Annotated in this window: 24 protein-coding genes; 12 read left to right on the top strand and 12 right to left on the bottom strand. The window is 73.4% G+C overall.

The genetic code is table 11. The features are described from left to right. Together ACZ7JA_RS08350 and ctaC are read right to left on the bottom strand one after the other, a co-directional pair. On the bottom strand, window positions 1-374 hold a 374-nt coding region (locus tag ACZ7JA_RS08350), incomplete at its 3' end, for a cbb3-type cytochrome c oxidase subunit I (RefSeq protein WP_450746324.1). Continuing rightward, a complete protein-coding gene (ctaC, locus tag ACZ7JA_RS08345; protein ID WP_389447040.1) occupies window positions 371-1,336 on the bottom strand; it encodes an aa3-type cytochrome oxidase subunit II in 966 nt (321 codons plus the stop codon). The genes ctaC and ACZ7JA_RS08350, both read right to left, overlap by 4 nt. Before the next feature lie 318 nt (window positions 1,337-1,654). Here ctaC and ACZ7JA_RS08340 point away from each other — a divergent pair, with 318 nt between their 5' ends. Beyond that, window positions 1,655-3,037 (top strand): aminotransferase class V-fold PLP-dependent enzyme, encoded by a 1,383-nt coding sequence (locus ACZ7JA_RS08340; RefSeq protein WP_470807704.1) that lies wholly within the window; start codon window positions 1,655-1,657, stop codon window positions 3,035-3,037. 41 nt (window positions 3,038-3,078) lie between these two features. Here the strand turns inward: ACZ7JA_RS08340 and ACZ7JA_RS08335 are convergent, their stop codons facing one another. After that, a complete protein-coding gene (locus ACZ7JA_RS08335; RefSeq protein ID WP_470807703.1) occupies window positions 3,079-4,053 on the bottom strand; it encodes a carbohydrate kinase family protein in 975 nt (324 codons plus the stop codon). Between the two features lie 128 nt (window positions 4,054-4,181). On the opposite strand from ACZ7JA_RS08335, the gene ACZ7JA_RS08330 reads away from it, so the two are divergent. Next, complete coding sequence (locus tag ACZ7JA_RS08330; RefSeq protein WP_351670764.1) at window positions 4,182-4,391, top strand: hypothetical protein; 210 nt, start codon at window positions 4,182-4,184, stop codon at window positions 4,389-4,391. Between the two features lie 99 nt (window positions 4,392-4,490). Further along, on the top strand, window positions 4,491-6,260 hold the full coding sequence (locus ACZ7JA_RS08325; RefSeq protein ID WP_470807702.1) for a hypothetical protein: 1,770 nt from the start codon (window positions 4,491-4,493) through the stop codon (window positions 6,258-6,260). Between the two features lie 103 nt (window positions 6,261-6,363). Here ACZ7JA_RS08325 and ACZ7JA_RS08320 read toward each other — a convergent pair whose 3' ends face one another. Next, window positions 6,364-6,720: a HesB/IscA family protein gene (locus ACZ7JA_RS08320; protein ID WP_061919812.1), complete on the bottom strand. Its 357-nt coding sequence runs from the start codon at window positions 6,718-6,720 to the stop codon at window positions 6,364-6,366. Between the two features lie 264 nt (window positions 6,721-6,984). On the opposite strand from ACZ7JA_RS08320, the gene nadA reads away from it, so the two are divergent. Then, a complete protein-coding gene (gene nadA / locus ACZ7JA_RS08315; protein WP_351670758.1) occupies window positions 6,985-8,169 on the top strand; it encodes a quinolinate synthase NadA in 1,185 nt (394 codons plus the stop codon). 64 nt (window positions 8,170-8,233) lie between these two features. On the opposite strand, the gene ACZ7JA_RS08310 is transcribed toward nadA, so the two are convergent. The 5 genes from ACZ7JA_RS08310 to ACZ7JA_RS08290 form a co-directional block, all read right to left on the bottom strand. Then, on the bottom strand, window positions 8,234-11,332 hold the full coding sequence (locus ACZ7JA_RS08310; RefSeq protein WP_470807701.1) for an efflux RND transporter permease subunit: 3,099 nt from the start codon (window positions 11,330-11,332) through the stop codon (window positions 8,234-8,236). A gap of 159 nt (window positions 11,333-11,491) precedes the next feature. Beyond that, window positions 11,492-12,169, bottom strand: coding sequence for a response regulator transcription factor (locus ACZ7JA_RS08305; protein ID WP_351670753.1), 678 nt, complete (start codon window positions 12,167-12,169; stop codon window positions 11,492-11,494). Beyond that, the gene (locus ACZ7JA_RS08300) at window positions 12,166-13,386 is read right to left on the bottom strand and encodes a sensor histidine kinase (protein WP_351670750.1); all 1,221 of its coding nucleotides are present in this window, start codon (window positions 13,384-13,386) and stop codon (window positions 12,166-12,168) included. Before ACZ7JA_RS08300 ends, ACZ7JA_RS08305 begins: the two co-directional genes overlap by 4 nt. A gap of 73 nt (window positions 13,387-13,459) precedes the next feature. Next, on the bottom strand, window positions 13,460-13,738 hold the full coding sequence (pspAA, locus tag ACZ7JA_RS08295) for a PspA-associated protein PspAA (RefSeq protein ID WP_351670747.1): 279 nt from the start codon (window positions 13,736-13,738) through the stop codon (window positions 13,460-13,462). A 34-nt stretch (window positions 13,739-13,772) separates the two neighbouring features. Next, entirely contained in the window at window positions 13,773-14,564 is a 792-nt protein-coding gene (locus ACZ7JA_RS08290; protein WP_389306174.1) for a PspA/IM30 family protein, read from the bottom strand. 280 nt (window positions 14,565-14,844) lie between these two features. On the opposite strand from ACZ7JA_RS08290, the gene ACZ7JA_RS08285 reads away from it, so the two are divergent. The 3 genes from ACZ7JA_RS08285 (at window position 14,845) to ACZ7JA_RS08275 (ending at window position 17,616) form a co-directional block, all read left to right on the top strand. Beyond that, window positions 14,845-15,471 (top strand): DUF3043 domain-containing protein, encoded by a 627-nt coding sequence (locus ACZ7JA_RS08285; RefSeq protein ID WP_389306172.1) that lies wholly within the window; start codon window positions 14,845-14,847, stop codon window positions 15,469-15,471. Window positions 15,472-15,551: 80 nt separating this feature from the next. Further along, entirely contained in the window at window positions 15,552-16,256 is a 705-nt protein-coding gene (locus ACZ7JA_RS08280; protein WP_351670788.1) for a class I SAM-dependent methyltransferase, read from the top strand. A 292-nt stretch (window positions 16,257-16,548) separates the two neighbouring features. After that, window positions 16,549-17,616, top strand: coding sequence for a S1C family serine protease (locus ACZ7JA_RS08275; protein ID WP_351670738.1), 1,068 nt, complete (start codon window positions 16,549-16,551; stop codon window positions 17,614-17,616). Window positions 17,617-17,655: 39 nt separating this feature from the next. On the opposite strand, the gene ACZ7JA_RS08270 is transcribed toward ACZ7JA_RS08275, so the two are convergent. Beyond that, window positions 17,656-17,868 (bottom strand): hypothetical protein, encoded by a 213-nt coding sequence (locus tag ACZ7JA_RS08270; RefSeq protein WP_199210263.1) that lies wholly within the window; start codon window positions 17,866-17,868, stop codon window positions 17,656-17,658. A gap of 80 nt (window positions 17,869-17,948) precedes the next feature. Here ACZ7JA_RS08270 and ACZ7JA_RS08265 point away from each other — a divergent pair, with 80 nt between their 5' ends. After that, window positions 17,949-19,151: a bifunctional adenosylcobinamide kinase/adenosylcobinamide-phosphate guanylyltransferase gene (locus tag ACZ7JA_RS08265; protein WP_389306169.1), complete on the top strand. Its 1,203-nt coding sequence runs from the start codon at window positions 17,949-17,951 to the stop codon at window positions 19,149-19,151. Between the two features lie 128 nt (window positions 19,152-19,279). Here the strand turns inward: ACZ7JA_RS08265 and ACZ7JA_RS08260 are convergent, their stop codons facing one another. Further along, complete coding sequence (locus tag ACZ7JA_RS08260) at window positions 19,280-20,284, bottom strand: class I SAM-dependent methyltransferase (protein ID WP_470807700.1); 1,005 nt, start codon at window positions 20,282-20,284, stop codon at window positions 19,280-19,282. 133 nt (window positions 20,285-20,417) lie between these two features. On the opposite strand from ACZ7JA_RS08260, the gene cobT reads away from it, so the two are divergent. The 3 genes from cobT to ACZ7JA_RS08245 all read left to right on the top strand — a co-directional run bounded on the left by cobT (window position 20,418) and on the right by ACZ7JA_RS08245 (window position 24,476). Next, entirely contained in the window at window positions 20,418-21,530 is a 1,113-nt protein-coding gene (gene cobT / locus ACZ7JA_RS08255) for a nicotinate-nucleotide--dimethylbenzimidazole phosphoribosyltransferase (protein WP_351670729.1), read from the top strand. 449 nt (window positions 21,531-21,979) lie between these two features. Then, the gene (locus ACZ7JA_RS08250) at window positions 21,980-23,758 is read left to right on the top strand and encodes a phosphatidylglycerol lysyltransferase domain-containing protein (protein WP_389306164.1); all 1,779 of its coding nucleotides are present in this window, start codon (window positions 21,980-21,982) and stop codon (window positions 23,756-23,758) included. A gap of 10 nt (window positions 23,759-23,768) precedes the next feature. Beyond that, window positions 23,769-24,476, top strand: coding sequence for a hypothetical protein (locus tag ACZ7JA_RS08245; protein ID WP_351670723.1), 708 nt, complete (start codon window positions 23,769-23,771; stop codon window positions 24,474-24,476). An 88-nt stretch (window positions 24,477-24,564) separates the two neighbouring features. On the opposite strand, the gene ACZ7JA_RS08240 is transcribed toward ACZ7JA_RS08245, so the two are convergent. Next, a complete protein-coding gene (locus ACZ7JA_RS08240) occupies window positions 24,565-25,329 on the bottom strand; it encodes a hypothetical protein (protein WP_470807699.1) in 765 nt (254 codons plus the stop codon). 91 nt (window positions 25,330-25,420) lie between these two features. Between ACZ7JA_RS08240 and ACZ7JA_RS08235 the strand changes: the two genes are divergently transcribed. Further along, on the top strand, window positions 25,421-26,206 hold the full coding sequence (locus ACZ7JA_RS08235; protein ID WP_351670717.1) for an adenosylcobinamide-GDP ribazoletransferase: 786 nt from the start codon (window positions 25,421-25,423) through the stop codon (window positions 26,204-26,206). Window positions 26,207-26,220: the final 14 nt, after the last annotated feature.

Genomic DNA, 26,220 nt, shown 5'->3' with positions numbered 1-26,220 from the left:
AGCCGCGGGAACGCCACGTCGGGCGCGCCGATCTGCAGCGGCATGATCCAGTTCGTGAAGCCGGCGAACAGCGGGGTGGCGAACATCAGCAGCATGATCGTGCCATGCATCGTGAACGCCTGGTTGAACTGCTCGTTCGACATGATCTGCAGGCCCGGCCGGGCCAGCTCGGCGCGCATCAGCAGCGCCATCACGCCGCCGATCAGGAAGAACGCGAACGAGGTGACCAGATAGAGCGTGCCGATCGTCTTGTGGTCGGTGGTCGTCAGCCACTTGATCACGACGTTACCGGGCTGCTTGCGCCTGACCGGCAGCTCGTTCTCGTACGAGTCCTCAGCTGCCGCGGCACCCTGGGGTTCGTTGAGGATGCTCACAGGTTGTTCGTCTCCCGGTTCTTCTCGTGGCTCGTCTGCGCGATGCCGGCGGGAATGTAACCGGTCTGCCCCTTCTTGGCGAGGTCCTTGAGGTGCTGCTGGTAGCGCTCGGGGGAGACGACCTTCACGTTGAACAGCATCCGGGAGTGGTCGACGCCGCAGAGTTCAGCGCACTTGCCGAGGAAGGTGCCCTCCTTGTTGGGGGTCACCTCGAAGGCGTTGGTGTGGCCCGGGATGACGTCCTGCTTCATCAGGAACGGCACCACCCAGAAGGAGTGGATGACGTCGCGCGAGGTCAGGACGAAGCGAACCTTCTGCCCCTTGGGGAGCCAGAGGGTCGGGCCGGGGTTGCCCGTCTGCGGGTTCCGGGTGCCCGGGGTACCGACGTCGTAGACGCCGCCGGCGTTGGCCGGGAAGGCGTCCTTGTACCGGTCCGGAATGGCGGACAGGTTCGGGTCGGTCTTGGCGTTGCCGGTCGAGCCGGGAACGCTCTCGATGTAGTTGAAGCCCCAGCTCCACTGGAAGCCGACCACGTTGACCGTGACGTCGGGCTTCTTGGAGAGGTGCAGGAGCTTCGTCTCGTCCCGTGCCGTGAAGTAGAACAGCACCGAGATGATGATGATCGGGACCACCGTGTAGAGGGCCTCGATCGGCATGTTGTACCGGGTCTGCGGAGGTACCTCGACCTTGGTGCGGCTGCGCCGGTGGAACATGGCGCTCCACAGGATCAGGCCCCACACCAGCACGCCGACGGCGAGCGCAGCCGCCCAGGAACCCTGCCACAGGGAGAGGATCCGCGGAGCCTCTTCCGTGGTCGGGGTGGGCATACCAAGGCGGGGGAAGTCTTCCCAGTTGTACGAGCAACCGGTGGCTGTCGCCAGGACCAGGCCCGCGGTCAGTGCCTGCAGCAGCTTCCGCCGCATCGGGCGCCGCGGCGAGCGGTCGGAGCCGTTGGGACTCACGTAGCGCCTTCCCGAGAGTCTCGCCCGCGCTGTACGGCTGCGGCCTTCTCGCTGGTCGGTCGCCGCCCTGCGTCGGGCAGGGGTTTGGATGTTTATGCGGACCAAACCCTAGCCGACGCTCTTGGAGGGTTCGCGGGGAGGGTGCCATACGCGCCGCTGGTCACTCCTTCAGGTCGGGAACGGGCGCCTATTGGCTCGGGTTGTCGCGGTTTGGCAGGCGGGCGCGGGTACGTCGTGGCTGGTCGCGCACCGCGCCGCAGTCGCAGACGGACACGGTCCCGCGCCCCTGTCCGCGGTCCGGCGTTCTACCGTTGCCGTGTGGCTTACTTCGACGCGGCCTCCGCCGCTCCTCTCCATCCGGTCGCCCGGCAGGCGTTGTGGGCCTCGCTCGACGACGGGTGGGCCGATCCGGCCCGGCTCTACCGGGAGGGGCGCAAGGCGCGGATGCTGCTCGACGCGGCCCGTGAGGCGGTGGCCGAGGTCGTGGGCTGCCGGGCCGACGAGGTGGTGTTCGGGTCCTCCGGGACGTGGGCCGTACACGCGGGTGTCGCCGGGGCGTTGGCCGGACGGCGGCGGGTGGGACGCCACCTGATCGTGTCAGCCGTCGAACACTCTTCGGTCCTCCATTCGGCTGACGCGTTCGAGGCGGAGGGCGGTTCGGTCCACCGGGTGGCCGTGAACAGGGCCGGCGCGGTGGACCCGTCGGCCTACGCCGCCGCTCTGCGGCCGGACACCGCGCTGGCCTGCCTCCAGTCGGCCAACCACGAGGTCGGCACCGTGCAGCCGGTGGCGGAGGTGGCCGAGGCGTGCCGGGCGGCCGGGGTGCCGTTGCTGGTGGACGCGGCGCAGTCGCTGGCGTGGGGGCCGGTCGAGGGCGACTGGTCGCTGCTGGCGGGCAGCGCGCACAAGTGGGGCGGCCCCTCGGGCGTCGGGGTGCTGGCCGTGCGCAAGGGGGTGCGGTTCGCGCCGCGGGGGCCGCTGGACGAGCGGGAGTCGGGGCGGGCGCCCGGGTTCGAGAACCTGCCGGCGATCGTGGCGGCCGCCGCCTCCCTGCGGGCGGTGCGGGCCGAGGCGGCCCAGGAGGCGCTGCGGCTGCGGGAGCTGACGGAGCGGATCCGGGCGCGGGTGCCGCGGCTGGTGCCGGACGTGGAGGTGGTGGGCGATCCGGAGCGACGGCTGCCCGGGATCGTCACCTTCTCCTGTCTCTACGTCGACGGAGAGGCCCTGCTGCACGAGTTGGACCGGGAGGGCTTCTCGGTGTCGTCCGGGTCCTCCTGCACCAGCAGCACCCTGACGCCCAGCCATGTGCTGAGGGCGATGGGCGTGCTGAGCGAGGGGAACGTGCGCGTGTCGCTGCCGGCGGGGACGGCGGAGGACGACGTGGAGCGGTTCCTGGAGGTGCTGCCCCGGGTGGTGGCCGGCGTGCGGGAGAAGCTGGGAGTCCCGGCGTCCGCGCCCGTGTCGGCCGCGGGGGTCCGGGAGCTGCTCGTCGACTCCCTCGGCAAGCGCTGCCCGATCCCGGTCATCGAGCTGGCGAAGGCCTTCGGGGACGTGCCGGTGGGCGGGACGGTCCGGGTCCTGTCGGACGACGAGGCGGCCCGCCTGGACATCCCGGTGTGGTGCGAGATGCGGGGCCAGGAGTACGTGGGCGAGGAGCCCGCGGAGCGCGGCTCGGCCTATCTGGTGCGCCGGGTGAGCTGACCGGGGGCGGGCCGGGCCCGCCCCCTCGCGCCGGTGGGCGCTCAGCCCAGGTGGGCGCGCACCTCGTCGGCCGCGTCGTGCCCGTAGGCCTTGGTGAACCGGTCCATGAAGTGGGCCCGGCGCAGCTGGTACTCCTGGGTGCCGACCGTCTCGATGACGAGCGTCGCGAGCATGCAGCCGACCTGGGCCGCGCGCTCCAGGGAGACGCCCCAGGCCAGGCCGGAGAGGAAGCCGGCCCGGAAGGCGTCGCCGACGCCCGTGGGGTCGGCCTTGCGCTCCTCCTCCGCGCAGCCGACCTCGATCGGGTCCTCGCCGGAGCGCTCCACGCGGACGCCGCGCGAGCCGAGGGTGGTGACCCGGTGGCCGACCTTGGCCAGGATCTCCGCGTCCGACCAGCCGGTCTTGGACTCGATCAGGCCCTTCTCGTACTCGTTGGAGAACAGGTACGTCGCGCCGTCCAGCAGTATCCGGATCTCCTCGCCCTCCATGCGGGCGATCTGCTGGGAGAAGTCGGCGGCGAAGGGGATGTTCCGGGACCGGCACTCCTCCGTGTGGCGGAGCATGGCCTCCGGGTCGTCGGCGCCGATCAGGACCAGGTCGAGGCCGCCGACGCGGTCGGCGACGGTCTTGAGCTCGATGAGGCGGGCCTCGCTCATCGCGCCGGTGTAGAAGGAGCCGATCTGGTTGTGGTCGGCGTCGGTGGTGCACACGAAGCGGGCGGTGTGCAGGGTCTCGGAGATCCGGACCGACTCGGTGTCCACGCCGTGGCGGTCGAGCCAGGCGCGGTACTCGTCGAAGTCGAAGCCGGCGGCGCCGGCGAGGATCGGCTTGGTGCCGAGCTGGCCCATGCCGAAGGCGATGTTGGCGCCGACGCCGCCGCGGCGGACGTCCAGGTTGTCGACCAGGAAGGAGAGTGAGACCGTGTGCAGCTGGTCCGCGACGAACTGGTCGGCGAAACGGCCGGGGAAGGTCATGAGGTGGTCGGTGGCGATGGAGCCGGTGACTGCGATGCGCACGGCGTGGACTCTCCTGTGGGAGACAGTTTGACAGTTCACGCTACCCGGTTGGCGCGGGACACTGAAGCAGGCAAAACTACCTGATAGTAGGTCTTTCTTCGTCGCTCCCTCGTACATACGGTGCCGCCATGACGAACCCGAAGGTCCACACGTCCGCCCCGGCCGATCTCGAGGGCGACCTCGCCTCGCTGCGCGGGGACTGCGCCCGGATGGTGCCGCACTGGGCGCCGCCGCGGCACGCCGGCTCGCGTCCGGTGCCGCCGTCGCTGATCCACGGGGTGACGGTGCCGGCGCGCTCCGCGCGGCTGCTGGACGCGATGTCGGACTACGGCGACTGAGCCGGGGCGCGCGGGCGGGAACCGTGCGCTCCCCTGGCGCGTCCCATCGGCGTTCCCCCTGCCGGGGACGCGGGACACGAGCCAGCGAGGAGCGATGCGGTGAACACCGAGCGACCCGAGAACCCCGAGGACTCCAGGGACTCCACCGAGCCGGAGGCCTCCGGCGGCGGGACGGCCGGCACCGGCGCGCCGGGCGACGGGGCGGCCCGCACGGCGGCCGACGGGGAGCCCGGTACGGCCCGCGCGGAGAACGGCGGGGACTCCCCCGACCCCGGTCCGGCGGCCGGCGCGGTCCGCGCGAAGGACGGCGGTGACGCCCGCGACCTCGGCACCGCGGCCGGCGCGGACGCCGGTGCGGTCCGTGCGAAGGACGGCGGTGACGCCCGCGACCTCGGCACGACGGCCGACGGGGACGGCGGCGAGTGGGCCCGGCGGAGCCGTTCGCGTGTGGTGATCGTCTCGGTCGCCGCGGCCGTTCTGCTGGTGGGCGGCGGGGGCGCGTACCTCGCCGCCGCCGGCGGCGGTTCCGGCTACCGTGCGGACGCCGGCGCGTCCGGCGGGGGCGCGACCCCCTCGCCGCTCCGCCTGGACGGATGGACGCGGGGCGGCACGGAGGGCATCGCGCCCGGGGAGCCCGACCCGTACGGCGCGACCTACGTGGCGGTGGGCGAGCTGCCGGCCGGCCCCGGCTCGGCGCCGGTGTACCTGCCCGGCGGCGAGGTGGGCAGGGAGCGGGTGGCACGGCTGGCCGAGGCGCTCGGCGTGGACGGGGCGCCGGTGGCCGAGGGGCGCGGCTGGCGGGTCGGCGGGAAGGACGGGTCCGGGCCGGTGCTGCGGGTGAACCGGGACGCGCCGGGCGACTGGACCTTCAGCCGGTACGCGCCGGGCACCGACGACTGCCGGAAGGCGGCCGTCTGCGCACCCGACCCGGCCGCTCCGGCCGCGCACCCGGTGAGCGCGGCCGCCGCCGAGAAGGCGGCCGCACCGGTGCTGAAGGCGCTCGGCCAGGGCGGCGCGAAAACCGACGCGAGCCAGGTCATGGGCGCCCAGCGGGTGGTCGACGCCGACCCGGTGGTGGGCGGTCTGCCCACCTACGGCCTGACGACCGGCCTCGTCGTGGACGCGAACGGCGAGCTCGCGGGCGGCCACGGGCAGCTCGCGGCGCCGGTCAGGGGCGACACGTACCCGGTGCTCGGTGCGGCCCGGACGCTGGAGCTGATGAACAAGGGGCCGAGGAGCACCCACCGGATGGGCATCGGCGGCTGCGCCAGCCCGATGCCGCTGAAGGACCGCGACGAGCAGCCGTGCGGCGCGGCGACGACGGCGCCGAAGGCGGCCGAAGCGGCGAAGGTGGAGAAGGCGGTGTTCGGGCTGGCCGCCCGCTCGTCCGGCGGCCGTCAGGTGCTGGTGCCGGCGTGGCTGTTCGAGGTGCGGGGCTCGTCGGGCGGCGGCGACTTCACGGTGGCGTACCCGGCCGTGGACCCGGAGTACCTGCTGGAGCAGGCCCCGGCCGTCGACCCCGACGCGCTGACCTCACCGGGCGGGCCGGCCACCGCCGAGCCCGGCGCGCGGACCCGGAGCGTGCGGCCGGACGGCTACCGCGCCGACGGCCGTGAGCTGAGCGTGAGTTTCACGGGCGGGGTGTGCTCGCAGTACCGGGCGGCGGCGAAGGAGAGCGCGGGCCGGGTGACGGTGACGGTGACGGAGAGGTCGCGGCCCGGCGAGATGTGCGTCGCCATGGGCAAGCTGTACGCGAAGACCGTACGGCTCGACGCGCCGCTCGACGGCCGCGCGGTGGTCGGCAGCGACGGCCGGCGGCTCCCCGAGGTGAAGCGGGCGGCACCGGGGCCGGGGACCGGCGCCCGGTAGACGCCCGCGCGCCACGGCCACGCACGAACGCGCCACGGCCACGCACGAAGCGGCGGCCCCCCGGAAAGGGGGCCGCCGCTTCGTCCGTCAGGGCGTGGCCGGTTCAGCTGAAGGAGTCGCCGCAGGCGCAGGAGCCCGTCGCGTTCGGGTTGTCGATCGTGAAGCCCTGCTTCTCGATCGTGTCCACGAAGTCGACGGTGGCGCCGCCGAGGTACGGAGCGCTCATGCGGTCGGTGACGACCTTCACGCCGCCGAAGTCCTTCACCACGTCGCCGTCGAGCGAGCGCTCGTCGAAGAAGAGCTGGTAGCGCAGGCCGGAGCAGCCGCCGGGCTGGACGGCGACACGCAGGGCCAGGTCGTCGCGGCCTTCCTGGTCGAGCAGGGCCTTGACCTTGGACGCGGCGGCGTCGGTCAGGATGATGCCGTCGGTGACGGTGGTGGTCTCGTCCGATACGGACATCTACATCTCTCCCGGGTTGTACGGAGACTGCTTGCCGACGAGTGCAACCGGCGTTTCCGCGGATTCATTCCGGGCCGGGCATTCGCGTGGTCGCGCTGTTCGTTCTCTCTTCATGCTCGCACACGCGCGTGGACACGCACAGCGGCCCGTTGGGCGACCGGGGCGGGATTCACGTCACATGGACACAATGGGCATCGTCAAAGTGACGTGAAGCGGCTATGATAGATAGCGTCAGTTAGACGAAAAGTAGAAAGGGTGCGTGTCGTGACCACCGCCCAGACCCCGGAGCTCGACGTACAGCCGTCTCCGCTCGCCCTGCTGCTGCTCGGCCGCGAGGCCGACCCGAAGAGCGAGCGGGGCGTCGAGTGCCCCGGCGACCTGCCCTCGCCGTCCGACCCGGACCTGGTGACGCGCGCCCGCGCGGCCAAGGAGAAGCTCGGCGACAAGGTCTTCGTGCTCGGCCACCACTACCAGCGCGACGAGGTCATCCAGTTCGCCGACGTCACGGGTGACTCCTTCAAGCTGGCCCGGGACGCGGCCGCGCGCCCGGAGGCCGAGTACATCGTCTTCTGCGGTGTGCACTTCATGGCCGAGTCGGCGGACATCCTGACGTCCGAGGACCAGAAGGTCGTCCTGCCCGACCTCGCGGCCGGCTGCTCCATGGCCGACATGGCCACCGCCGAGCAGGTCGCCGAGTGCTGGGACGTGCTGACCGAGGCGGGCGTCGCCGGTCAGGTGGTGCCGGTTTCGTACATGAACTCCTCGGCGGACATCAAGGCGTTCACCGGCCGGCACGGCGGGACCATCTGCACCTCGTCCAACGCGAAGCGGGCCCTGGACTGGGCCTTCGAGCAGGGCGAGAAGGTCCTCTTCCTGCCCGACCAGCACCTGGGCCGCAACACCGCGGTGCGGGACATGGGCATGTCGCTGGACGACTGCGTGGTCTACAACCCGCACAAGCCCAACGGGGGGCTCACCGCCGAGGAGCTGCGCGCCGCGAAGATGATCCTCTGGCGCGGTCACTGCTCGGTGCACGGCCGCTTCAGCCTGGACTCGGTGAACGACGTCCGGGAGCGCATCCCCGGTGTGAACGTCCTGGTCCACCCCGAGTGCCGGCACGAGGTCGTGGCCGCCGCCGACTACGTGGGCTCGACCGAGTACATCATCAAGGCCCTGGAGGCCGCGCCGGCCGGTTCCAAGTGGGCCATCGGCACGGAGCTGAACCTGGTCCGCCGGCTGGCGAACCGTTTCGCGCCCGAGGGCAAGGAGATCGTCTTCCTCGACAAGACGGTCTGCTTCTGCTCGACCATGAACCGCATCGACCTGCCCCACCTGGTCTGGGCGCTGGAATCGCTGGCCGAGGGCAACCTGGTCAACCGGATCGAGGTCGACAAGGAGACGGAGGCGTTCGCCAAGCTCGCCCTGGAGCGGATGCTGGCGCTGCCGTAACGGTTCCCCGGCGTACGGCAGGGCCCGGTCCACGCAAGCCGTGGACCGGGCCCCGCCGTTTCGCTCAGACGCCCGCGGTCTCCAGCGCCTCGGGCTCGGGCTCCCGCTTGGCCGCCTTCTTCAGCGCGCGCCGCTCCTTGCGGAGTTCGAGCATCGCGTAGAGCGTCGGGACCAGCAGAAGGGTCAGCAGGGTCGAGCTGATCAGGCCGCCGATGACGACCACCGCCAGCGGCTGGGCGATGAAGCCGCCCTCGCCGGTGACCCCGAGGGCCATCGGGAGCAGGGCGAAGATGGTCGCCAGCGCCGTCATGAGGATCGGGCGCAGCCGGTGCCGGCCACCCTCGATCACGGCCTCGACGACGCCGTGGCCCTGACCGCGGTACTGGTTGATCAGGTCGATCAGCACGATCGCGTTGGTCACCACGATGCCGATCAGCATCAGCATGCCGATCATGGCCGGCACGCCCATCGGGGTGCCCGTGACGACCAGCAGGCCGATCGCGCCCGTGGCCGCGAACGGCACGGACACCAGCAGGATCAGCGGCTGGACCAGCGAGCGGAACGTCGCCACCAGCAGCATGAAGACGATCGCGATCGCCGCCAGCATGGCCAGACCCAGGTTCTTGAACGCGTCGTCCTGGTCGGAGGAGACACCGCCGATCTCGGCCCGCGCGCCCGCCGGGAGCTTCAGGTCCTTGATCCGCGACTGGAGCTGGCTGCTGACCGCGCCGGTGTTGTCGCCGGTCGGCCGGGCCGTGACGGTCGCGGCGCGCCGGCCGTCGATCCGCGTCATGGACACGGGGCCGTCCACCACCTTGACGGTGGCGATGTCGCCGAGCTTCACCGGCCCGAGGCGCAGCGCCTTGAGCTGGGCGAGGGTGGTGGCGGGCTTGGCCGACCTCACGACGACGTCGCGCTCGGTGTCGTCGAGGACCGCCTTCGCGGCCGTCGTGCCGCGCACCGCCTGGGCGACCGCCGCGCCCAGCTTCTGGTCGTCGAACCCGGCGGCCGCGGCCTTGGAGTTGGCCTTGACCGAGATCCGCGGCACGCTCTGGGCCAGGTCGCTGGTGACGTCGGTGACGTCGTCCAGGCCGGCCACGGTGGAGCGGACCCGCTCGGCGGCCTCCCGCAGCGCACCGGCGTCGGAGGCCTTCACCACGACGCTGAGGTCCTGGCTGCCGAAGCCGTCACCGGCGGAGACCGTGGTCGTGCCGATGCCGTCGAGCTTCTTCAGGCCGTCCTCGAGATGCTTCTGCACGTCCTCGTAGGACGCCGAGTCCTTCAGCATGACCTGGTACGACGCCTGGTTGGTGTCGGTGCCGCCGCCGAAGGCCGCCATGAAGCCGGAGGAGCCGACGGTGACCTGGTAGTCCTTGACGCCGTCGGTGGAGGCGAGCAGCTTCTCCACCCTCTTCGCCTGGGCGTCCGTGGCCGCGAGGCTGGTGCCGGGCTTCAGCTTCTCCTTGACCGTGAGGACCTCCTGGTCGCCCTGGTCGAAGAAGTTCGTCTTCAGCAGTCCGGACATGCCGAAGGTGACGGCCAGGACGGCCACCGCGATCAGCACGCTGGTGAGCCGGCGGCGGGTGGCGAAGCGCAGGACGGGGACGTAGACGCGCTGGAGGCGGCTCTTCGCCTCCTTCTCCTCGGCCAGCCGGCGCGCCTCGTCGGCGTCCTCGGGGGTGCCCTTGGGCGCGCGCAGGAACCAGTACGACAGGACCGGCACGACCGTCAGCGACACCAGCAGGGAGGCGAGCAGGGCCGCCGTCACGGTGATGCTGAACGAGCCGAACAGGGCGCCCACCATGCCGCCGACCAGACCGATGGGCAGGAACACGGCGACCGTGGTGAGGGTGGAGGAGGTGACCGCGCCGGCCACCTCGCGCACCGCGGCGAGAATGGCCTCCCGGCGCTCCTCGCCGTAGCCGAGGTGCCGCTTGATGTTCTCCAGGACCACGATCGAGTCGTCGACGACCCGGCCGATGGCGATGGTCAGCGCGCCGAGCGTGAGCATGTTCAGCGACAGGCCGCGGGTCCACAGCACGATGAGCGCGAGGACCACCGACAGCGGGATGGACACCGCGGTGACCAGCGTCGAGCGGATCGAGGCCAGGAACACCAGGATGATCAGGACCGCGAAGAGCAGACCCAGCGCGCCCTCGGTCGTCAGGCCCTTGATGGACTTGGACACGGCCGGGCCCTGGTCGCTGACGACCGTGAGCTTCGCGCCGGAGCCGAGGTCCGCCCGCAGGCCGGGCAGCTTGTCCTGGACGGCGTCGGAGATGGAGACCGCGCTGCCGTCGTGGTCCATGGTGACGTTGACGGCGAGGCTGGGCCGGCCGTCGGTGCGGGTGATGGAGTCCGCCGGGGCCGGCCGCTCCTTCACGGTGGCCACGTCACCGAGGCGCACGGGCTCGTCCACGCCCTCGCCGCCCACCCTGAGGTCCTGGATCTGCTTCAGCGAGGTGAAGCCGCCGCCGACCTGGACGGTGCGGTTGGCGCCGTCCTCGTCGAAGGAGCCGGCCGGCACGGTCGCGCCGCCCGCCTGCAGGGCCTGGCCGAGGGCGGCGGAGGTGAGCCCCGCCTTCGCCAGCTTCGCGTCGTTCGGGGTGACGGCGACCTGCAGGTCCCGCGCGCCGGTGACCTGGACGCGGCCGACGCCGTCGATGTCCTTCAGGGCCGGCACGACGGTGGTGTCGAGCTGGTCGGCGAGGGCCTGCTGGTCCTTGTCCGAGGTGACGGCGAGGACCACGGTCGGCATGTCGTCCGTGGAGCCGGAGACGACCTGCGGGTCCACGTCGTCCGGGAGCTGGTTGCGGGCCCGGTTGACGGCCTGCTGGACGTCGGAGACGAGTCGCTTGGTGTCGTTGCCGTAGTCGAAGGACGCCATGATCACGGCGTTGCCCTCGCTCGCGGTGGAGGTGACTCCGGTGACACCGTCGACGCCCTGGAGGTTGTTCTCGATGGGCTCGACGACCTGCTTCTCGACGACGTCGGGCGAGGCGCCCTGGTACGGCGCGATGACCGACACCATGGGCAGTTCGATGGTGGGCAGCAGTTGCTGCTTGATCTGGGGTATCGCGATCAGCCCGAAGACGAGCGCGATGAGCGACATCAGGCCGATCAGGGCCCGTTGCGCGAGGCTGAATCTCGACAGCCAGGACATGGGTCAGGGGTCTCTCTTCTGTGAGCGGCAGAAGCTGCTGCGGGACGCGGACGGGCGTCCACCCCACCACCTTGGGCCATGCCGGACGCCGGTTCCGTAACCCCCAGGTCCATTTCCTTATTCGAGGCCTACTCCGCGCGCAGTACACGCGGGTGGAGATCAGTCCATCCTCGGACGTACCAGGCCCGACTCGTAGGCGATGACGACGAGCTGCGCCCGGTCCCGCGCGCCCAGCTTGGCCATGGCCCGGTTGACGTGCGTCTTCACGGTCAGCGGGCTGACCTCGAGCCGTTCGGCGATCTCGTCGTTGGAGTGGCCGCCGGCGACCTGCACCAGGACCTCGCGCTCCCGGCCGGTGAGCGCGCCGAGCCGCTCGGAGCGGGCCGGGTCGCGGCCGTCGTCGTCACCCTGGGCGAGGAAGCGGGCGATGAGGCCCTTCGTTGCGGCCGGGGACAGCAGCGCCTCGCCGCCGGCGGCGATGCGGATGGCGTTCAGCAGCTCGTCGGGTTCGCTGCCCTTGCCGAGGAAGCCGGAGGCGCCGGCGCGCAGCGACCGCACCACGTAGTCGTCGACCTCGAAGGTGGTCAGTATGACCACGCGGACCTGGGCGAGCGCGGGATCGGCGCTGATCAGGCGGGTGGCGGCGAGGCCGTCGGTGCCGGGCATGCGGATGTCCATCAGGACGACGTCGGCGGCCCGCTCCTTGGCCAGCCGGACCGCCTCGGCGCCGTCGGAGGCCTCGCCCACCACCTCCATGTCGGGCTCGGAGTCGACCAGCACGCGGAACGCGCTGCGCAGCAGCGCCTGGTCGTCGGCGAGCAGGACACGGATCGTCATGCGGTCTCCCCCGGAGCCGTCGTACGGGTCGTGACCGGCAGGATCGCATGGACCCGGAAGCCGCCGCCGTAGCGGGGCCCGGTGGTCAGGGTGCCGCCGACGGCGGTGACCCGCTCCCGCATGCCGAGCAGCCCGTGCCCGCCACCGTCCCCGGGTTCACCGTCCGCGCCCGCTCCGTCGTCGACCACGGTGACCTCGATGTTGCCGCCGACGCGTACGACGCTGACCTCGGCCCTGACCTCGGCGCCCCCGTGCTTGCGGACGTTGGTCAGGGCCTCCTGGATGCACCGGTAGGCGGCCAGGTCCACGGCGGCCGGGAGTTCGGTGCCGTGGTCGGTGCGGGCCACCTCGACCGGGAGTCCGGCGCTGCGGAAGGTGCCGGCGAGTTCGTCGAGGCGGCTGAGACCGGGAGCGGGCTCGGTGGGCGCCTCGGGGTCGCCGGACTGGCGCAGCAGGCCGACGGTGGCGCGCAGTTCGTCGAGCGCGCTGCGGCTGGCCTCGCGGACGTGGGCGAGGGCTTCCTTGGCCTGGTCGGGCCGCCGGTCCATGACGTGCGCGGCGACTCCGGCCTGCACGTTGACCAGCGCGATGTGGTGGGCGACGACGTCGTGCAGATCGCGGGCGATGCGCAGCCGCTCCTCGGCGACCCGGCGGCGGGCCTCCTCCTCGCGGGTCCGCTCGGCGCGTTCGGCGCGCTCCCGGATGGCCTGCACGACGGCGCGGCGGCTGCGGACCGCGTCCCCGGCGGTGGCGCCGATGCCGGTCCAGGCGAGCAGGCCCAGGTTCTCCTGGGCGTACCAGGGCAGGGGGCCGGCGAGCATCGCGGCGGCGGTCAGCACGGTCATGGTGAGCAGGCCGACGCGCCAGGTGGTGGTGCGGTCGGTGGTCGCGGCGACGGTGTAGAGGGCGACCACGGCGGCCATCGCGACCGGGGCGCGCGGGTCGCCGGTGAGGGACTCGATCAGGGAGGCGGTGCCGGTGACGGCGAGGACGCTCTTGGGGAAGCGGCGGCGCAGCACCAGCGCGGCGGCCGCGACGGTCATCAGGACCAGGGCGAGCGGGTCGGGGACGCGCACGCCCCAGGTGACGCCGTTCGCCCCGCGCGGCACCGCGAAGGAGCCGGCGACCATGCACGCCAGCACGCCCGCCGCGATGGCCGCGTCCAGCGCCATGGGGTGGGCCTTGAGGCTGCACCGGGCGCGTTCGAGAGTGCTCACCCGCTGAACAGTACGGGTCCGCGCCCGGCCCCGGAGCCCCGCGTTTCCTGCCGGGGCCGGCCCGGGTCCGCGCTCAGCCCGGGATGAGGCCGTCGTCGCCGAGCAGCTCCCGGACCTCCTCCAGCGTCGCCTCCGGGGACGGGAGGATCAGGTCCGAGGGTTCCAGGGCGTCGTCCGGGAGTGGGGTGCCGAGGCGGCGGACGGCGTCCAGCAGGGTGGCGAGCGTGCGACGGAAGCCCGCCTCGTCGCCGCCCTCCATCTCCGCGAGCAGTTCGTCGTCCAGCTTGTTCAGCTCGGTGAAGTGGGCGTCGTCCAGCTTCACCTGCCCCTCCCCCATGATCCGTACGATCACGTCGGCCTCCTCGGCTCGGGGTCCCGGCGCCGTACTACTGCTTGTCGAAGCGCGGGGTGTCCTGCGGCTGCTGCTGGGACTGCGCCTGGCCGGTGCCGCCCTCGATGGCCTGCTGCGGGGAGCCGCCGGCCAGCTCGGCCTTCATGCGCTGCAGTTCCAGCTCTACATCCGTACCACCGGAGAGCCGGTCCAGCTCGGCCTGGATGTCGTCCTTGGCCATGCCGGAGGGGTCGTCGAGGGCGCCCGAGGCGAGCAGTTCGTCGATGGCGCCGGCCCGGGCCTGGAGCTGGGCGGTCTTGTCCTCGGCGCGCTGGATGGCGAGGCCGACGTCGCCCATCTCCTCGGAGATGCCGGAGAAGGCCTCCCCGATGCGGGTCTGGGCCTGGGCGGCGGTGTAGGTGGCCTTGATGGTCTCCTTCTTCGTACGGAAGGCGTCCACCTTGGCCTGCAGCCGCTGGGCCGCGAGGGTGAGCTTCTCCTCCTCGCCCTGGAGGGTGGAGTGCTGCGTCTCGAGGTCGGTGACCTGCTGCTGGAGGGCGGCGCGGCGGGACAGCGCCTCGCGGGCCAGGTCCTCACGGCCCAGCGCGAGCGCCTTGCGGCCCTGCTCCTCGAGCTTGCCGGACTGCTGCTGAAGCTGGTTGAGCTGGAGCTCCAGGCGCTTGCGGGAGGTCGCCACGTCGGCGACCCCGCGGCGCACCTTCTGCAGCAGCTCGAGCTGCTTCTGGTACGAGTAATCGAGGGTCTCGCGCGGGTCCTCGGCCCGGTCAAGGGCCTTGTTCGCCTTCGCGCGGAAGATCATCCCCATACGCTTCATGACACCGCTCATGGGCTTCGCGCGCCCCCTTCTGACGGACTCCAGCTCACCGATCCAGCGACAGAACCCACAGTACGGGCCCTGACTCCATTACCGCACTGTTCGGGGACCGATGCGCTCATCCCCAAGGACGACTGCGGACCCCACCGCTCCGGCGTGAGGAGTAGGTGATCCCCGGGGTGGACCGCTCGGGGCCCCTCCGGTGACCTCCAGGTGAAGCGTCCGCGACGTCCCCTCTGTCCCCCTACAGACGTCCGGTGTTGCCGGATCGTTCCCGGCCGGGCTGGGGTCCATGCCGGTGCAGCCCGTACCCTTGGGTTTTGTGTTCCGTAGCCGTGCCAAGGAAGAGAAGGCGTCCGCCGACAAGTCGGCCGTGAACTTCTCCAAGCAGCCCCGTGACCCGCAGGCCCCCAAGGGCAGGCCCACTCCCAAGCGCAGTGAGGCCCAGTCCCAGCGCCGCAGCGTCGCCAACACGCCGACGACCCGCAAGGACGCCGCCAAGCGTCAGCGCGAGGAGCGCCGTCAGGCGCTGGACCGGCAGCGTCAGGCCCTGGCCGGCGGCGACGAGCGCTACCTGCCGGCCCGCGACAAGGGCCCGGTCCGCAGGTTCGCGCGCGACTGGGTGGACTCGCGGTTCAACATGGCGGAGTTCTTCCTGCCCTTCGCCGTGGTGATCCTGGTGCTGAGCGTGGTGCGGGTGCCGTCGATCCAGGCGCTGGCGCTGTGGCTGTGGGCCGTGGTGATCGTGCTGATCGTGGTGGACGCGGTGATCAGCGGCTTCCGGCTGAAGAAGCGGCTGGCCGAGCGCTTCCCCGAGCAGAACCGCCGGGGCGCGGTCGCCTACGGTCTGATGCGCTCGCTGCAGATGCGCCGGCTCCGGCTGCCGAAGCCGCAGGTCAAGCGCGGAGAGCGGCCCTGAGCGCAGAGGCATTCACCGGGGGTGCGGCCGATGCCTGGCTGAACAGGCTGGGCGGGCTGCGTGATGTCGTACGACAGGAGCTGGTCGCCCGGCAGCTCGACGAGCAGATAGCCGGGCGGTTCCCGGTCGGGCAGCGGCTGCGGGTGCTCGACGTGGGGATGGGCCAGGGCACACAGGCGCTGCGGCTGGCCCGGCTCGGCCACCAGGTGACCGGTGTCGAGCGGGACGCGACGATGATCGCGGCCGCGCGCCGGACCCTGGCGGGCGAGCCCGAGGGCATCCGCGAGCGGGTCCGTCTGGTGCAGGGCGACGGCCAGGACACCGGGGTGCACTTCCTGCCCGGCAGCTTCGACGTGGTGCTGTGCCACGGCGTACTGATGTACGTGGAGGAGCCCGACCCGCTGGTGGCGGGCCTGGCCCGGATGCTCGCGCCCGGCGGGCTGCTGTCCCTCCTGGTGCGCAACGGCGACGCGCTCGCCATGCGGCCGGGTCTGTCCGGCGACTGGGCGGGCGCGGTGGCCGCCTTCGGCACCACGGCCTACCGCAACCGGCTGGGCCTCGACGTGCGGGCGGACCGGCTCTCGGCTCTCACCGCCACCCTCGCCGGCATCGCCGCCCCGCTGCACGCCTGGTACGGCGTGCGGGTCTTCACCGACACGGCGGCGGACGACGCGGAGATCCCGGACGACCTGGAGGCCCTGCTGGCGGCCGAGGAACGGGCCGGCCGCACGGACCCCTACCGCTCGGTCGCGGCGCTGCTGCACCTGTGCGGGGTGCGCGGCTAGGTCGTGTCCGCAAAGTCGCGTCGTTCGCCCGCAGGGCGGGCGTCGCGGCGTCCGGTGCGTGCTCTGGGGGTCCCCCCGGCCGAAGGCTGGGGGAGTGCCGGCCGGATGCCCACGTACTGGGTGTACTCGGGCTTTCGGCCGGTGCGGCGAGAGTGCGTGCCGGGCGTCGCGACGCAGACGCGACTTCGCGGACACGGCCTAGCGGCGGCCCGGCGGCGGTCACTCACGGCGTCCAGGCCCGTTCGGGTGTATTCGGCGGGCCCCCAGGGTCCCCCGTGGAAACACTCGGTACATGGACGGATTCCTTGGCCGTGCCCGTCGCGGGGGCGTACGTGCCCTCGTGGCGCTGTGTGCCGCGCTGCTCGCGGCGGGCTGCACGGCGTCGGCGAAGCCGGTGGAGCGGCCCGGCGCGTCCGAGCGGGCGGCGCTCCCGCTGGCGCTGGACGACGTGCAGGGCCGGTACCTGAAGGTGATCCGGGAGGTCCTGCCGTCGGTCGTGCAGATCCAGGCCAGCCGGGACCTGGGCTCCGGGGTGGTGTACGACGCCCAGGGGCACATCGTCACCAACGCGCACGTGGTCGGGTCCGAGAAGACCTTCCGGGTGACCACGGCCAGCAGCGAGGAGCCGCTCACCGCGAGCCTGGTGTACTCCTACCCCGAGCAGGACCTCGCGGTGATCAAGCTGGACCGGGTGCCGGCCGGGCTGCGGGCGGCGGTGTTCGGGAACTCGGAGACGGTCCAGGTCGGCCACATGGTGCTGGCCATGGGCTCGCCGCTCGGGCTGTCGTCCAGCGTGACCGAGGGCATCGTCTCGGCGACCGGGCGGACCGTCAGCGAGGGCGGCTCGGACGGCGGCCCCGGCGCCACCATCGCCAACATGGTGCAGACGTCGGCCGCCATCAACCCGGGCAACAGCGGCGGGGCGCTGGTGAACCTGGACGGGCAGGTCATCGGCATCCCGACGCTCGCCGCCTCCGATCCCGGCCTGGGCGGCGCGGCGCCCGGCATCGGTTTCGCCATCCCGGCCTCGATGGTGCGGACGGTCGCCGACCAGATCGTCAGGAACGGCAAGGTCGTCGACTCGGGGCGGGCCGCGCTCGGCGTCACCGTGCGGGGCGTCGTGGACGACGGCTACCGGCCCGCCGGGGTCGCGGTGGTGACCGTCGTCGGCGGCGGCGCGGCCGAGCGGGCGGGGCTGCGGCCCGGTGACGTGATCACCAAGGTGGACCGGACCCCGGTCACCTCCGCCACCGCGCTCGCCGAGGCCCTGGCGACCCGGCGGCCGGGGCAGCGGATCCCGGTGACCTTCGAGCGCGACGGCGCGGCGAAGACCGTGGAGGTGACGCTGGGAGAGCAGTGAGGAGGGTGTCGGCAGGACCCTCCTCACTCCCCGGCCGGATTACGACGCCTCGGCGTGCAGGCTCATCGGGCCGTAGATCTCGCTGGTCTCCTCGAACAGGCGCACCTGGTCCGCGCCGCCCTCCTCCAGCGCCTTCCAGTGCTCACCGATCCAGGACTCGGCGTCCCCCTGGGTGGTGAACTCCTCCGGCTGCACCGCGGGCTGGACCTCCGTCCCGTCGGCCTTCTCGAACCGCCACGTCCATGCCGTCATATGGGCCTCCTCTGATCCAACTCTGCCCCGGAAGACTAGCCGGAAGCGCAAGACCTGCTGGGACGGGTGAAAATCGGTCCGTGGAAGTCACTCTGCTCGGCACCGGTGCCCCCGCGGGACTGCCCCGCCCCGACTGTCCCTGCGCCGTCTGCGCGACCGCGCTGGGCCCCGACGCGCGGGCGGCCACCGCGCTGCTCGTGGACGGGGCCCTGCTGCTCGACCTGACGCCGGGCGCGGCGTTCGCGGCCGCGCGGTCCGGGCATTCGCTGGGCGGGGTGCGGCAGGTGCTGCTGTCGCACCCGCACGACGGGCCGGCGGTGGAGGTGCCGGCCGGGGTGCCGCAGCCCGGCCGGGTGCCGGACGGGCGGGAGTTGGCGCTGCTGACGGGGCATCGGGTGCGGGCGGTTGCCATGGACGCGGGCGGCACCGGGTACGCGGTGACCGGTCCCGACGGGCAGCGGCTGCTGTACCTGCCGCCGGGCGGGGCGCCGGCGGGTCTCGAGGAGGCGACGGCGGAGTCGTACCAGATGGTCCTCGCCGACGTGGTGGGGCGCCCGGACGCGCTGGCCCGGCTGCGGGCGGTGGGTTCCGTGGACCCGACGACCGACGTCGTCGCCGTGCACCTGGACCACGACGTGCCGCAGGGCGCGGAGCTGCGGCGGCGGCTCGCGGCGGCCGGGGCGCGGGCGGTCCCGGACGGCACGACGCTGATGGTGGGGGCGTACGAGGAGGTGCCGGACGTGCCGCGCCGGACGCTGGTGCTCGGCGGGGCCCGCTCGGGCAAGTCGGTGGAGGCCGAACGCCGTCTGGAGGCCTTCCCCGACGTGCTGTACGTGGCCACGGGCGGGACGCGCGGCGGGGACTCCGAATGGGCGGCGCGGGTGGCCGCGCACCGGGAGCGGCGGCCGGGGTCGTGGCGTACGACGGAGACGACGGACCTGCTGCCGCTGCTGGCCGAGGACGGGCCGCCGGTGCTGGTCGACTGTCTGTCGCTGTGGCTGACGGACGTCATGGACTCCGTCGGGGCGTGGGACGACGCGGAGTGGGCGGGCGGCGGCGAGAAGGCGCTGCGCGAGCGGGTGCGGGAGCTGACGGCGGCGGTGCGGGGCACTCGGCGGACCCTGGTCGCGGTGTCCAACGAGGTGGGGTCGGGGATCGTGCCGGCGACGGCCTCCGGGCGGCGGTACCGGGACGAACTGGGGCGGCTGAACGCGGCGTTCGCGAGCGAGTGCGAGCAGGTGCTGCTGGTCGTGGCGGGGCAGGCGGTGGTGCTCCGCGGCTGAGGCGCCGGTGCGCCGGCGCCGGGCTTCGGGCACCCGCCGCGGGCACGGCCGTTCCCGGGTGCGGGCCGCGGCCGGCCGGTCGCGCCGTTCCCCGGGCCTCTTCGGCCCGGCTGCCGGCGCACCCCGCTTCAGGGCAGCGGCCGGGTGGCGACGTCCGTGTTCTTGCGGGCCACGAGGCGGTAGGCGTTGGAGAAGGGGGTGTGGCGGGTCAGCGGGGCGAGGGCGTGGTCCAGGGCCCAGGCGAGGTCGGTCAGCGGGGCCGCGGCTGCTCGCAGCAGGGGGTGGGCATGGGACAGGGCCAGGGTGAGGGCCGCTGACAGGTCGTAGGGGGCGTGGGGGGCGCTGCGGTCGGTGACGAGGACCGTGCAGCCCTGCCGTTCCAGCTCCGCGCGGAGGTTGGCCAGGGGCAGCAGGTGCAGGTGGCGTGGCTGGCCGTAGGACCACCACCACCTGCCGAGGAGTGCGGCGAACGCGCAGCGCGGGTCGGGGACTTCGACGACGAGGTGGCCGCCGGGACGCAGGACGGCGAGGGCGGCGCGGAGTTCGGCGCGCGGCTCCGGGGCGTGCTGCAGGTGGTGGAACATGCTGACCACGTCGTAGCGGGCGCGCAGCCGGGCGGCCGTGCCGGGCGTGCTCAGGTAGCCGCGGTGGGCCTCCTCGACGCGGCCGTCCAGCAGGGCCTGTTCGACGCGGGCCGTCGGGTCCAGGCCGTCGAAGCTGGTGTAGGGGAAGAACTCCTTCGCCGCCTCGGGGAAGTGGGCGTGCCCCGTGCCCACGTCCAGCCAGCTCTCCGGGTCGGGCAACGCCGACAGGGCGTGGGCGGCGGCGCGGTGGCGGCGGCGGACCGTGCGGGCGGAGCGCAGGCGCTCGGCGAACTCCTCGAGCTGTCTCTCGTAGGAGTCCCGGTGGTAGAAGGCGAAGCCCTCGGCCGTCAGCCGGGGGTTCTGGAAGACGTGGGCGCAGTCCCCGCACTCGTCGAGGGCGTGGCTGCCCGGCCGGTGCCGCAGCGGGTCGGGGGCGCGCATCCGGGTCCGCAGCCCCCGGGAACCGCACCAGGGGCAGTCCTCGCGACGCGGCTCGAGGAAGGGGTCGTAGGGCTCGGTGACCTGTGTGGGGGCGAGCGAGGGCTGCATGGACGGCTCCCAGGGCGACATTCCGCGGCAAACCGGAACGTATGGGATACCGGTGCCTGGTGCAACGACGTCGTCACCGCGTGGTGGCGATGTGACGCCGGAGCGTTCGTCCGCTGCCGGTACTGTTCGGCGAATGAGCAGCCTTGAACTGGACGACTTCTCCGATCTGATCGAGCGCCCGGACGGGGGCGTTCGCCGTGACGCCGAGGCCCGGCGCGAGCGCCAGATCGTGCCGCCCGGGTCGCTCGGACGGCTGGACGAGCTGGGCGAGTGGCTGGCCGCCGCGCAGGGCGCCGTGCCGGTACGGCCGGTCGAACGGCCGCGCGTGGTGCTCTTCGCCGGTGACCACGGCGTCGCCGAACTCGGCGTCTCCGCACGGCCGGCGGGCGGCGCCGAGCGGCTGGTGCGGGCGGTGCTCGAGGGCGGCAGCCCGGTGGCGGTGCTCGCGCGCCGCCTGGAGGTCCCGGTGCGGGTGGTGGACATGGCGCTGGACTGCCCGCCGGAGGCCTTCCCGGAGGACGTCGTGCGGCACCGGGTGCGGCGCGGCAGCGGCCGTATCGACATCGAGGACGCGCTCACCGCGGACGAGGCCGAGGCGGCGTTCCGGGCCGGTGTCGCGGTCGCCGACGAGGAGGCCGACTCGGGGACGGACCTGGTGGTGCTCGGCGATGTCAGCGTGGGCGGGACCACGGCCGCCGCGGTGCTGGTCGCGGCGCTGTGCGGGACCGACGCCTCCGTGGTGACCGGACGGGGCGGGCAGCCGATCGACGACCTGGCGTGGATGCGCAAGTGCGCGGCGATCCGGGACGCGCTGCGGCGGGCGCGGCCGGTGCTCGGGGACCAGTTGCAGCTCCTCGCCGCCGTCGGCGGCGCCGACCTGGCCGCGATGACCGGGTTCCTGCTGCAGTGCGCCGTGCGCAAGCTGCCGGTGATCCTGGACGGCGTGGTGGCCGCCGCGTGCGCGCTGGTCGCCCAGCGGGTCGCGTTCCGGGCGCCGGACTGGTGGCTGGCCGGACACGACAGCGGGGAGCCGGGGCAGGCCAAGGCGCTGGACCGGATGGCGCTCGAGCCGCTGCTGGACCAGGGCGTGAAGGTCGGCGAGGGGGTGGGCGCGCTGCTGTCCCTGCCGCTGGTCCGGGCCGCCGCCGCGCTGGCCGCCGAACTGCCGGAGGAGGCGGAGCCGGAAGCGGACCGGAAGGCGGATCCGGAGACGGACCAGGAGGCGGCGCCGGAGACGGACCGGTAGGCGGACCAGGAAGCGGAGCCGCAGGCGGACGGGCGGCCGGGTCGGAGCCGGACCAGGAGGCGGACCCGGAGGCGGACGGCCGGAGCCGGAAGCGGACCGGTAGGCGGGCCAGGAAGCCGAGCCGGAAGCGGACGGACGGCCGGATCCTGAGCCGGACCAGGGGGCGGACCCGGACGGCCGGGACCGGAGACGGACCAGGAGGCGGAGCCGAAGACGGACCGGTAGGCAGCATCGGAGACGGACCCGCAGGCGGATCCGGAGACAGACCACGAGGCGGAGCCGGAGGCGGACGCCCGGAGCCAGAGGCGAAGCGGTAGCCGGAAGCGGACGGGCGGCCGTAGCCGGAGACGGACGGGCCGCCGGAAGCGGACGGGCGGGGTCGGAGACGGAGTGGCCGGTCGTGGTGGGCTGCGCGGTTCACGGCAAGGGCGCACATATCATCCCCTCTCATGGGAGATGCCCGAAATGCCGTGGAGCAGCAGGCCGAGCCGGGGCGGCGGTCCGGCGGCGCCTCCCGTCGGGCCGCCGCGTTCGCCGTCTGGTACCTGCGGGCCGTCGCGTTCGTCAACTTCCTGAGCGCGGTGTGGGTTTCGCTGGGGCAGGACGTGCGCCGGCACAACCAGGAGAACTTCTTCACGCCGTACCTGCTGACCGCCGGCTTCGCCTCGGGCGTGTTCACCGCGTTCCTGGCGATCACCATGCGGCGCCGCAAACGCGCCGCCTGGATCCTGAACCTCGTGCTGAGCGGGTCGTTCCTGGTCCTGTTCGCCTTCGCCATGGCGTTCCCTGAGATCCGGCAGTACGCGCAGAACTGGGTGTCCCTGGCGCTCACGGCCGTCTTCACCGGGGCGCTGCTGGCCGGCCGGCGGGAGTTCTACGCCAAGGGCGACCGGTCGAACCCGAGGCTGGCCGCGACCGTGGCGGTGGGCGGCGGACTGCTCGCCTCGCTGCTGGCGGGCGCGCTGGTCACGGTCACCAACCAGGCGCCGGACGCGGCCCGTTCGACGTTCCTCGAGCGCTGGCACTACGGCACGCTGCGGCTGGTCTCGGTGGCCGCCGACGAGAGCCGCTTCCCCGGGATCGACCCGCCCAACTGGGCCAACGTGGCGGTCAACGTGCTCAGCACCGTGCTCGTGCTGGCCGTGTTCTACGCCGCCTTCCGCTCCCGGCGCGCCGTGGACCCGCTCACCGAGGACGACGAGAAGCGGCTGCGGGCGCTGCTGGAGCGGCACGGGGAGCGGGACTCGCTCGGCTACTTCGCGCTGCGCCGGGAGAAGAGCGTGGTGTGGTCGCCGACCGGGAAGGCGGCCGTGGCCTACCGCGTCGTCGGCGGGGTGAGCCTCGCCTCCGGTGATCCGCTCGGCGACCCGGAGGCGTGGCCCGGGGCCATCGCGCCGTGGCTGGCCGAGGCGCGGGCGCACGGATGGATCCCGGCCGTGATGGGGGCGAGCGAGGAGGCGGGGACGGTCTACGCCCGGCACGGCCTGGACGCGCTGGAACTGGGCGACGAGGCGATCGTGGAGGTCGCCGAGTTCACCCTCGAGGGGCGGGCGATGCGGACCGTCCGGCAGGCGTACAACCGGGTGCGGCGGGCCGGCTACCGGGTGCGGATCAGGCGGCACGAGGACATCCCGGCGGCGGAGATGGCGTACCTCGTGGAGCGGGCCGACGACTGGCGGGACGGGGCCACCGAGCGCGGCTTCAGCATGGCGCTGGGGCGGCTCGCCGACCCCGAGGACGGCCGGTGCGTGATGCTGGAGTGCACGGACGCCGAGGGCCGGCTGCGGGCGCTGCTCTCCTTCGTGCCCTGGGGGCCGCACGGGCTGTCCCTCGACCTCATGCGGCGGGACCGGGACTCCGACAACGGGCTGATGGAGTTCATGGTCATCGAGTTGCTGCGGCGGGCCGGGGAGATCGGGATCACGCAGGTCTCGCTGAACTTCGCGATGTTCCGCTCGGTCTTCGAACGTGGCGCGCGCCTCGGCGCCGGTCCGGTGCTGAGGCTGTGGCGGTCGCTGCTCAGCTTCTTCTCCCGCTGGTGGCAGATCGAGTCGCTGTACCGCGCCAACGCCAAGTACCGGCCCATCTGGGAGCCGCGGTTCCTGCTCTTCGAGAAGAGCGCGGACCTGCCGCGCATCGGCCTCGCGTCGGCGCGCGCGGAGGGGTTCCTGGAGGCGCCGGGGCTGCCGAAGTGGGTGCACCGCAGGCATCTGGAGACGCACAGATGAGGAACGCCTGATGGGCAGGGCCGCCCGCTGGGTCCGCGCCGAGTGGGGGCCGCTGTACGTCGCCGTGCGCGACCCCCTGCGCGAGCGGCGGCTGCGGGCGGCGCCGATGTCGGCCGGGGCGGTGTGCCTGACCGCGCTGCTGCAGTACGCGCAGAACCAGCCGTGGGGTTGCCGGTTCGTGCAGGGCGTGGGCGCGCCGCGGGCGGAGGACCCGCTGTGGCAGGCGCTCTTACGGACGCCGCTGTCGCTGTTCGTGCCGGCGCTGGACCTGCCCGTGTGGGGGGCGCTCGCGCAGATCCTGTTCGTGTTCGGAGTCGCCGAGATCTGTCTGGGCCGGTGGCGCACGCTGGCCGTCGCCTACGTCGCCACGCTCGCCGGGACTCTGTACGCGCGGATCGGCATCGCCCTCGGCCCGCACGCCCCGTTCGGCCTGCCCGCGTCGGACGCCCGGGTGGTGGACACCGGCCCCTCGGCGGCGGTGGTCGGCCTCGCCGTGTACGTGGCCTGGCGCTACGGGGCCCATGTCACGGTGGGCGCGGTGACCACGGCGATGGTGGTCGAGGTGCTGCTGAAGGAGAACCTGGCCGGCAAGGAGCACCTGGCCGCCCTGATGGGCGTCGGCGCCCTCTGTTTGGCGGCGGCCCTGCGCGGGCGCCGCGCCCGCCGCCCCCTCCCCGCCGCGTCCCCCGAGCCCGCCCCGCCCCCGCTCCGCCCCTGAGCCCCGCGCCAAGAATTTCGGTCGCGGGGCGCCCTCCAGCGGCATGTGCACGGTACGGATCCGGCCCCGGCCCGCCCGTGCGGAGCGCTCAGTGGGGCCCCGGCAGGCGGGTCGGGCGGGGGTCGGGTTTGCCGCCGATCCAGTCCTGGACGACGCGGCGGGGGCCGGACCAGCGCCGGTCGTGGCGGTAGGCGCGCAGGGCGGCCTTGGCGCGGGCGCGGGGGCGGCGGCCGTAGAAGCGGCGGGCCCACAGGGAGCCGGGGCGGGCCAGCCGGACCGCGCCGACGAGCGCGACCAGCGGCACGATCGCCCCGAACACCGCGACGCGGGCCTTGCCCTTGCTCAGGGCGACCAGCGCGAAGAGGAAGTTCATCGCGATCGTGCCGATGACGCCGCCCCGGTCCTGCAGCTCCTGCTCGGACAGGTCGTTGACGCCGAACGGCGCGAAGCCGGCCAGCAGCAGGCCGACCAGGGCCGCGGTGAGGGCGACCGCCTCGACGCTCTTGCGGCCCTCCGCGGTCCAGTAGACGTCGTCGAGGTGCAGGATCAGCGCGAACTCGTCCAGGACGAGACCCGCGCCCATGCCGAAGACCACGGCCGCGAGGGCCCCGCCGGCGCCGTTGCGCTCGCTGGCGACCGCGCCGAACCCGCCGACGACGGTGAGCACCACACCGGGGACCACGTGGTGGATGTGCAGCCCGCCCGCCTTGACGTTGCCGAACGGGCCCCTGCCGGCCCGGATCAGCCGGGTGATGACCCGGGTGACGACGAAGGTCAGCACGAAGGCGGCGAGGGCGAGCAGCAGCGGGAGCTTGCCCGGCTCCATGATGTTCCGCTCCCACCAGTGCCCCATGTGCGCACATTACCCGGAATCACCCCGTCTCTCAGTGCCGTTCGTCCGGGCGCCCGCCGGGGGCCGGACCGGCGCCCGGTAGCCTGCGCCGGTGTCCAGGACCCCCGCCCTCCACGGCCTCCGCTTCGCCTTCGGCACGCTCACCGTGCTGCCCGTCCGGGTGCACCGCTGGGACCGGGAGGCCGCCCGCGGTGGCATGCTGAACGCCCCGGTGGCCGGACTGGCCGTCGGCGCCTGCGCGGCCGGGCTGGGACTGCTGCTGCTCCTGCTGGGCGCCGGCCCGCTGCTCGCCGCCGTGGCCTCGGTGGCCGTGCCGGCCGCGCTGACCCGCGGACTGCACCTCGACGGGCTCGCCGACACCGCCGACGGCTTGGGCAGCGGCAAGCCGGCCGAGGACGCGCTGCGGATCATGAAGCGGTCGGACATCGGGCCGTTCGGCGTCATCACGCTCCTGCTCGTGCTGCTGGCCCAGGTGGCCGCGCTGGCGCAGCTCTACGGCGACTCCTGGACCCGGGGCGCCACCGCCGCGCTGATCTCGGCGGTCACGGCCCGGCTGGCGCTCACCCTGGCCGCGCGCACCGGGGTGCCGGCCGCCCGGCCGGAGGGGCTGGGCGCGGCGGTCGCCGGGGTGGCGCCGGTGCCGGGCGCGCTGGCCGTCGCGGCGGCCGTCACGGTCGTCTCGGCCGCCTGCGGCGCGGCCCTCGGCCCGTACGGGGCGCTGCGCGCCGCGGCGGCCGTGGTGCTCGCGCTGGCCGCCGCGGAACTCCTGCTGCGCCACTGCACCCGGCGCTTCGGCGGGGTCACCGGCGACGTGTTCGGCGCCCTCGCGGAGACGGCCGCGACGAGCGCCCTCGTCGTGCTGGCCCTCGGCCGCTAGTCTCTGGGCCCTAC

The organism is Streptomyces sp. NPDC038135 (genome assembly GCF_055601245.1).
Note: the sequence above shows the minus strand (reverse complement) of the source record. Positions and strands in the feature narration are given on the sequence as shown.

Excerpts from the sequence above, each read along its gene's own strand:
- ACZ7JA_RS08320 (WP_061919812.1), bottom strand. The coding sequence starts at position 6,720 with ATGTCCGTATCGGACGAGACCACCACCGTCACCGACGGCATCATCCTG.
- ACZ7JA_RS08240 (WP_470807699.1), bottom strand. The coding sequence starts at position 25,329 with ATGGGGCACTGGTGGGAGCGGAACATCATGGAGCCGGGCAAGCTCCCG.
- ACZ7JA_RS08285 (WP_389306172.1), top strand. The coding sequence starts at position 14,845 with ATGCCGGTGCAGCCCGTACCCTTGGGTTTTGTGTTCCGTAGCCGTGCC.
- ACZ7JA_RS08290 (WP_389306174.1), bottom strand. The coding sequence starts at position 14,564 with ATGAGCGGTGTCATGAAGCGTATGGGGATGATCTTCCGCGCGAAGGCG.
- ACZ7JA_RS08305 (WP_351670753.1), bottom strand. The coding sequence starts at position 12,169 with ATGACGATCCGTGTCCTGCTCGCCGACGACCAGGCGCTGCTGCGCAGC.
- ACZ7JA_RS08275 (WP_351670738.1), top strand. The coding sequence starts at position 16,549 with ATGGACGGATTCCTTGGCCGTGCCCGTCGCGGGGGCGTACGTGCCCTC.
- ACZ7JA_RS08250 (WP_389306164.1), top strand. The coding sequence starts at position 21,980 with ATGGGAGATGCCCGAAATGCCGTGGAGCAGCAGGCCGAGCCGGGGCGG.
- ACZ7JA_RS08260 (WP_470807700.1), bottom strand. The coding sequence starts at position 20,284 with ATGCAGCCCTCGCTCGCCCCCACACAGGTCACCGAGCCCTACGACCCC.
- ACZ7JA_RS08270 (WP_199210263.1), bottom strand. The coding sequence starts at position 17,868 with ATGACGGCATGGACGTGGCGGTTCGAGAAGGCCGACGGGACGGAGGTC.
- cobT (WP_351670729.1), top strand. The coding sequence starts at position 20,418 with ATGAGCAGCCTTGAACTGGACGACTTCTCCGATCTGATCGAGCGCCCG.
- ACZ7JA_RS08310 (WP_470807701.1), bottom strand. The coding sequence starts at position 11,332 with ATGTCCTGGCTGTCGAGATTCAGCCTCGCGCAACGGGCCCTGATCGGC.
- ACZ7JA_RS08330 (WP_351670764.1), top strand. The coding sequence starts at position 4,182 with ATGACGAACCCGAAGGTCCACACGTCCGCCCCGGCCGATCTCGAGGGC.
- ACZ7JA_RS08245 (WP_351670723.1), top strand. The coding sequence starts at position 23,769 with ATGGGCAGGGCCGCCCGCTGGGTCCGCGCCGAGTGGGGGCCGCTGTAC.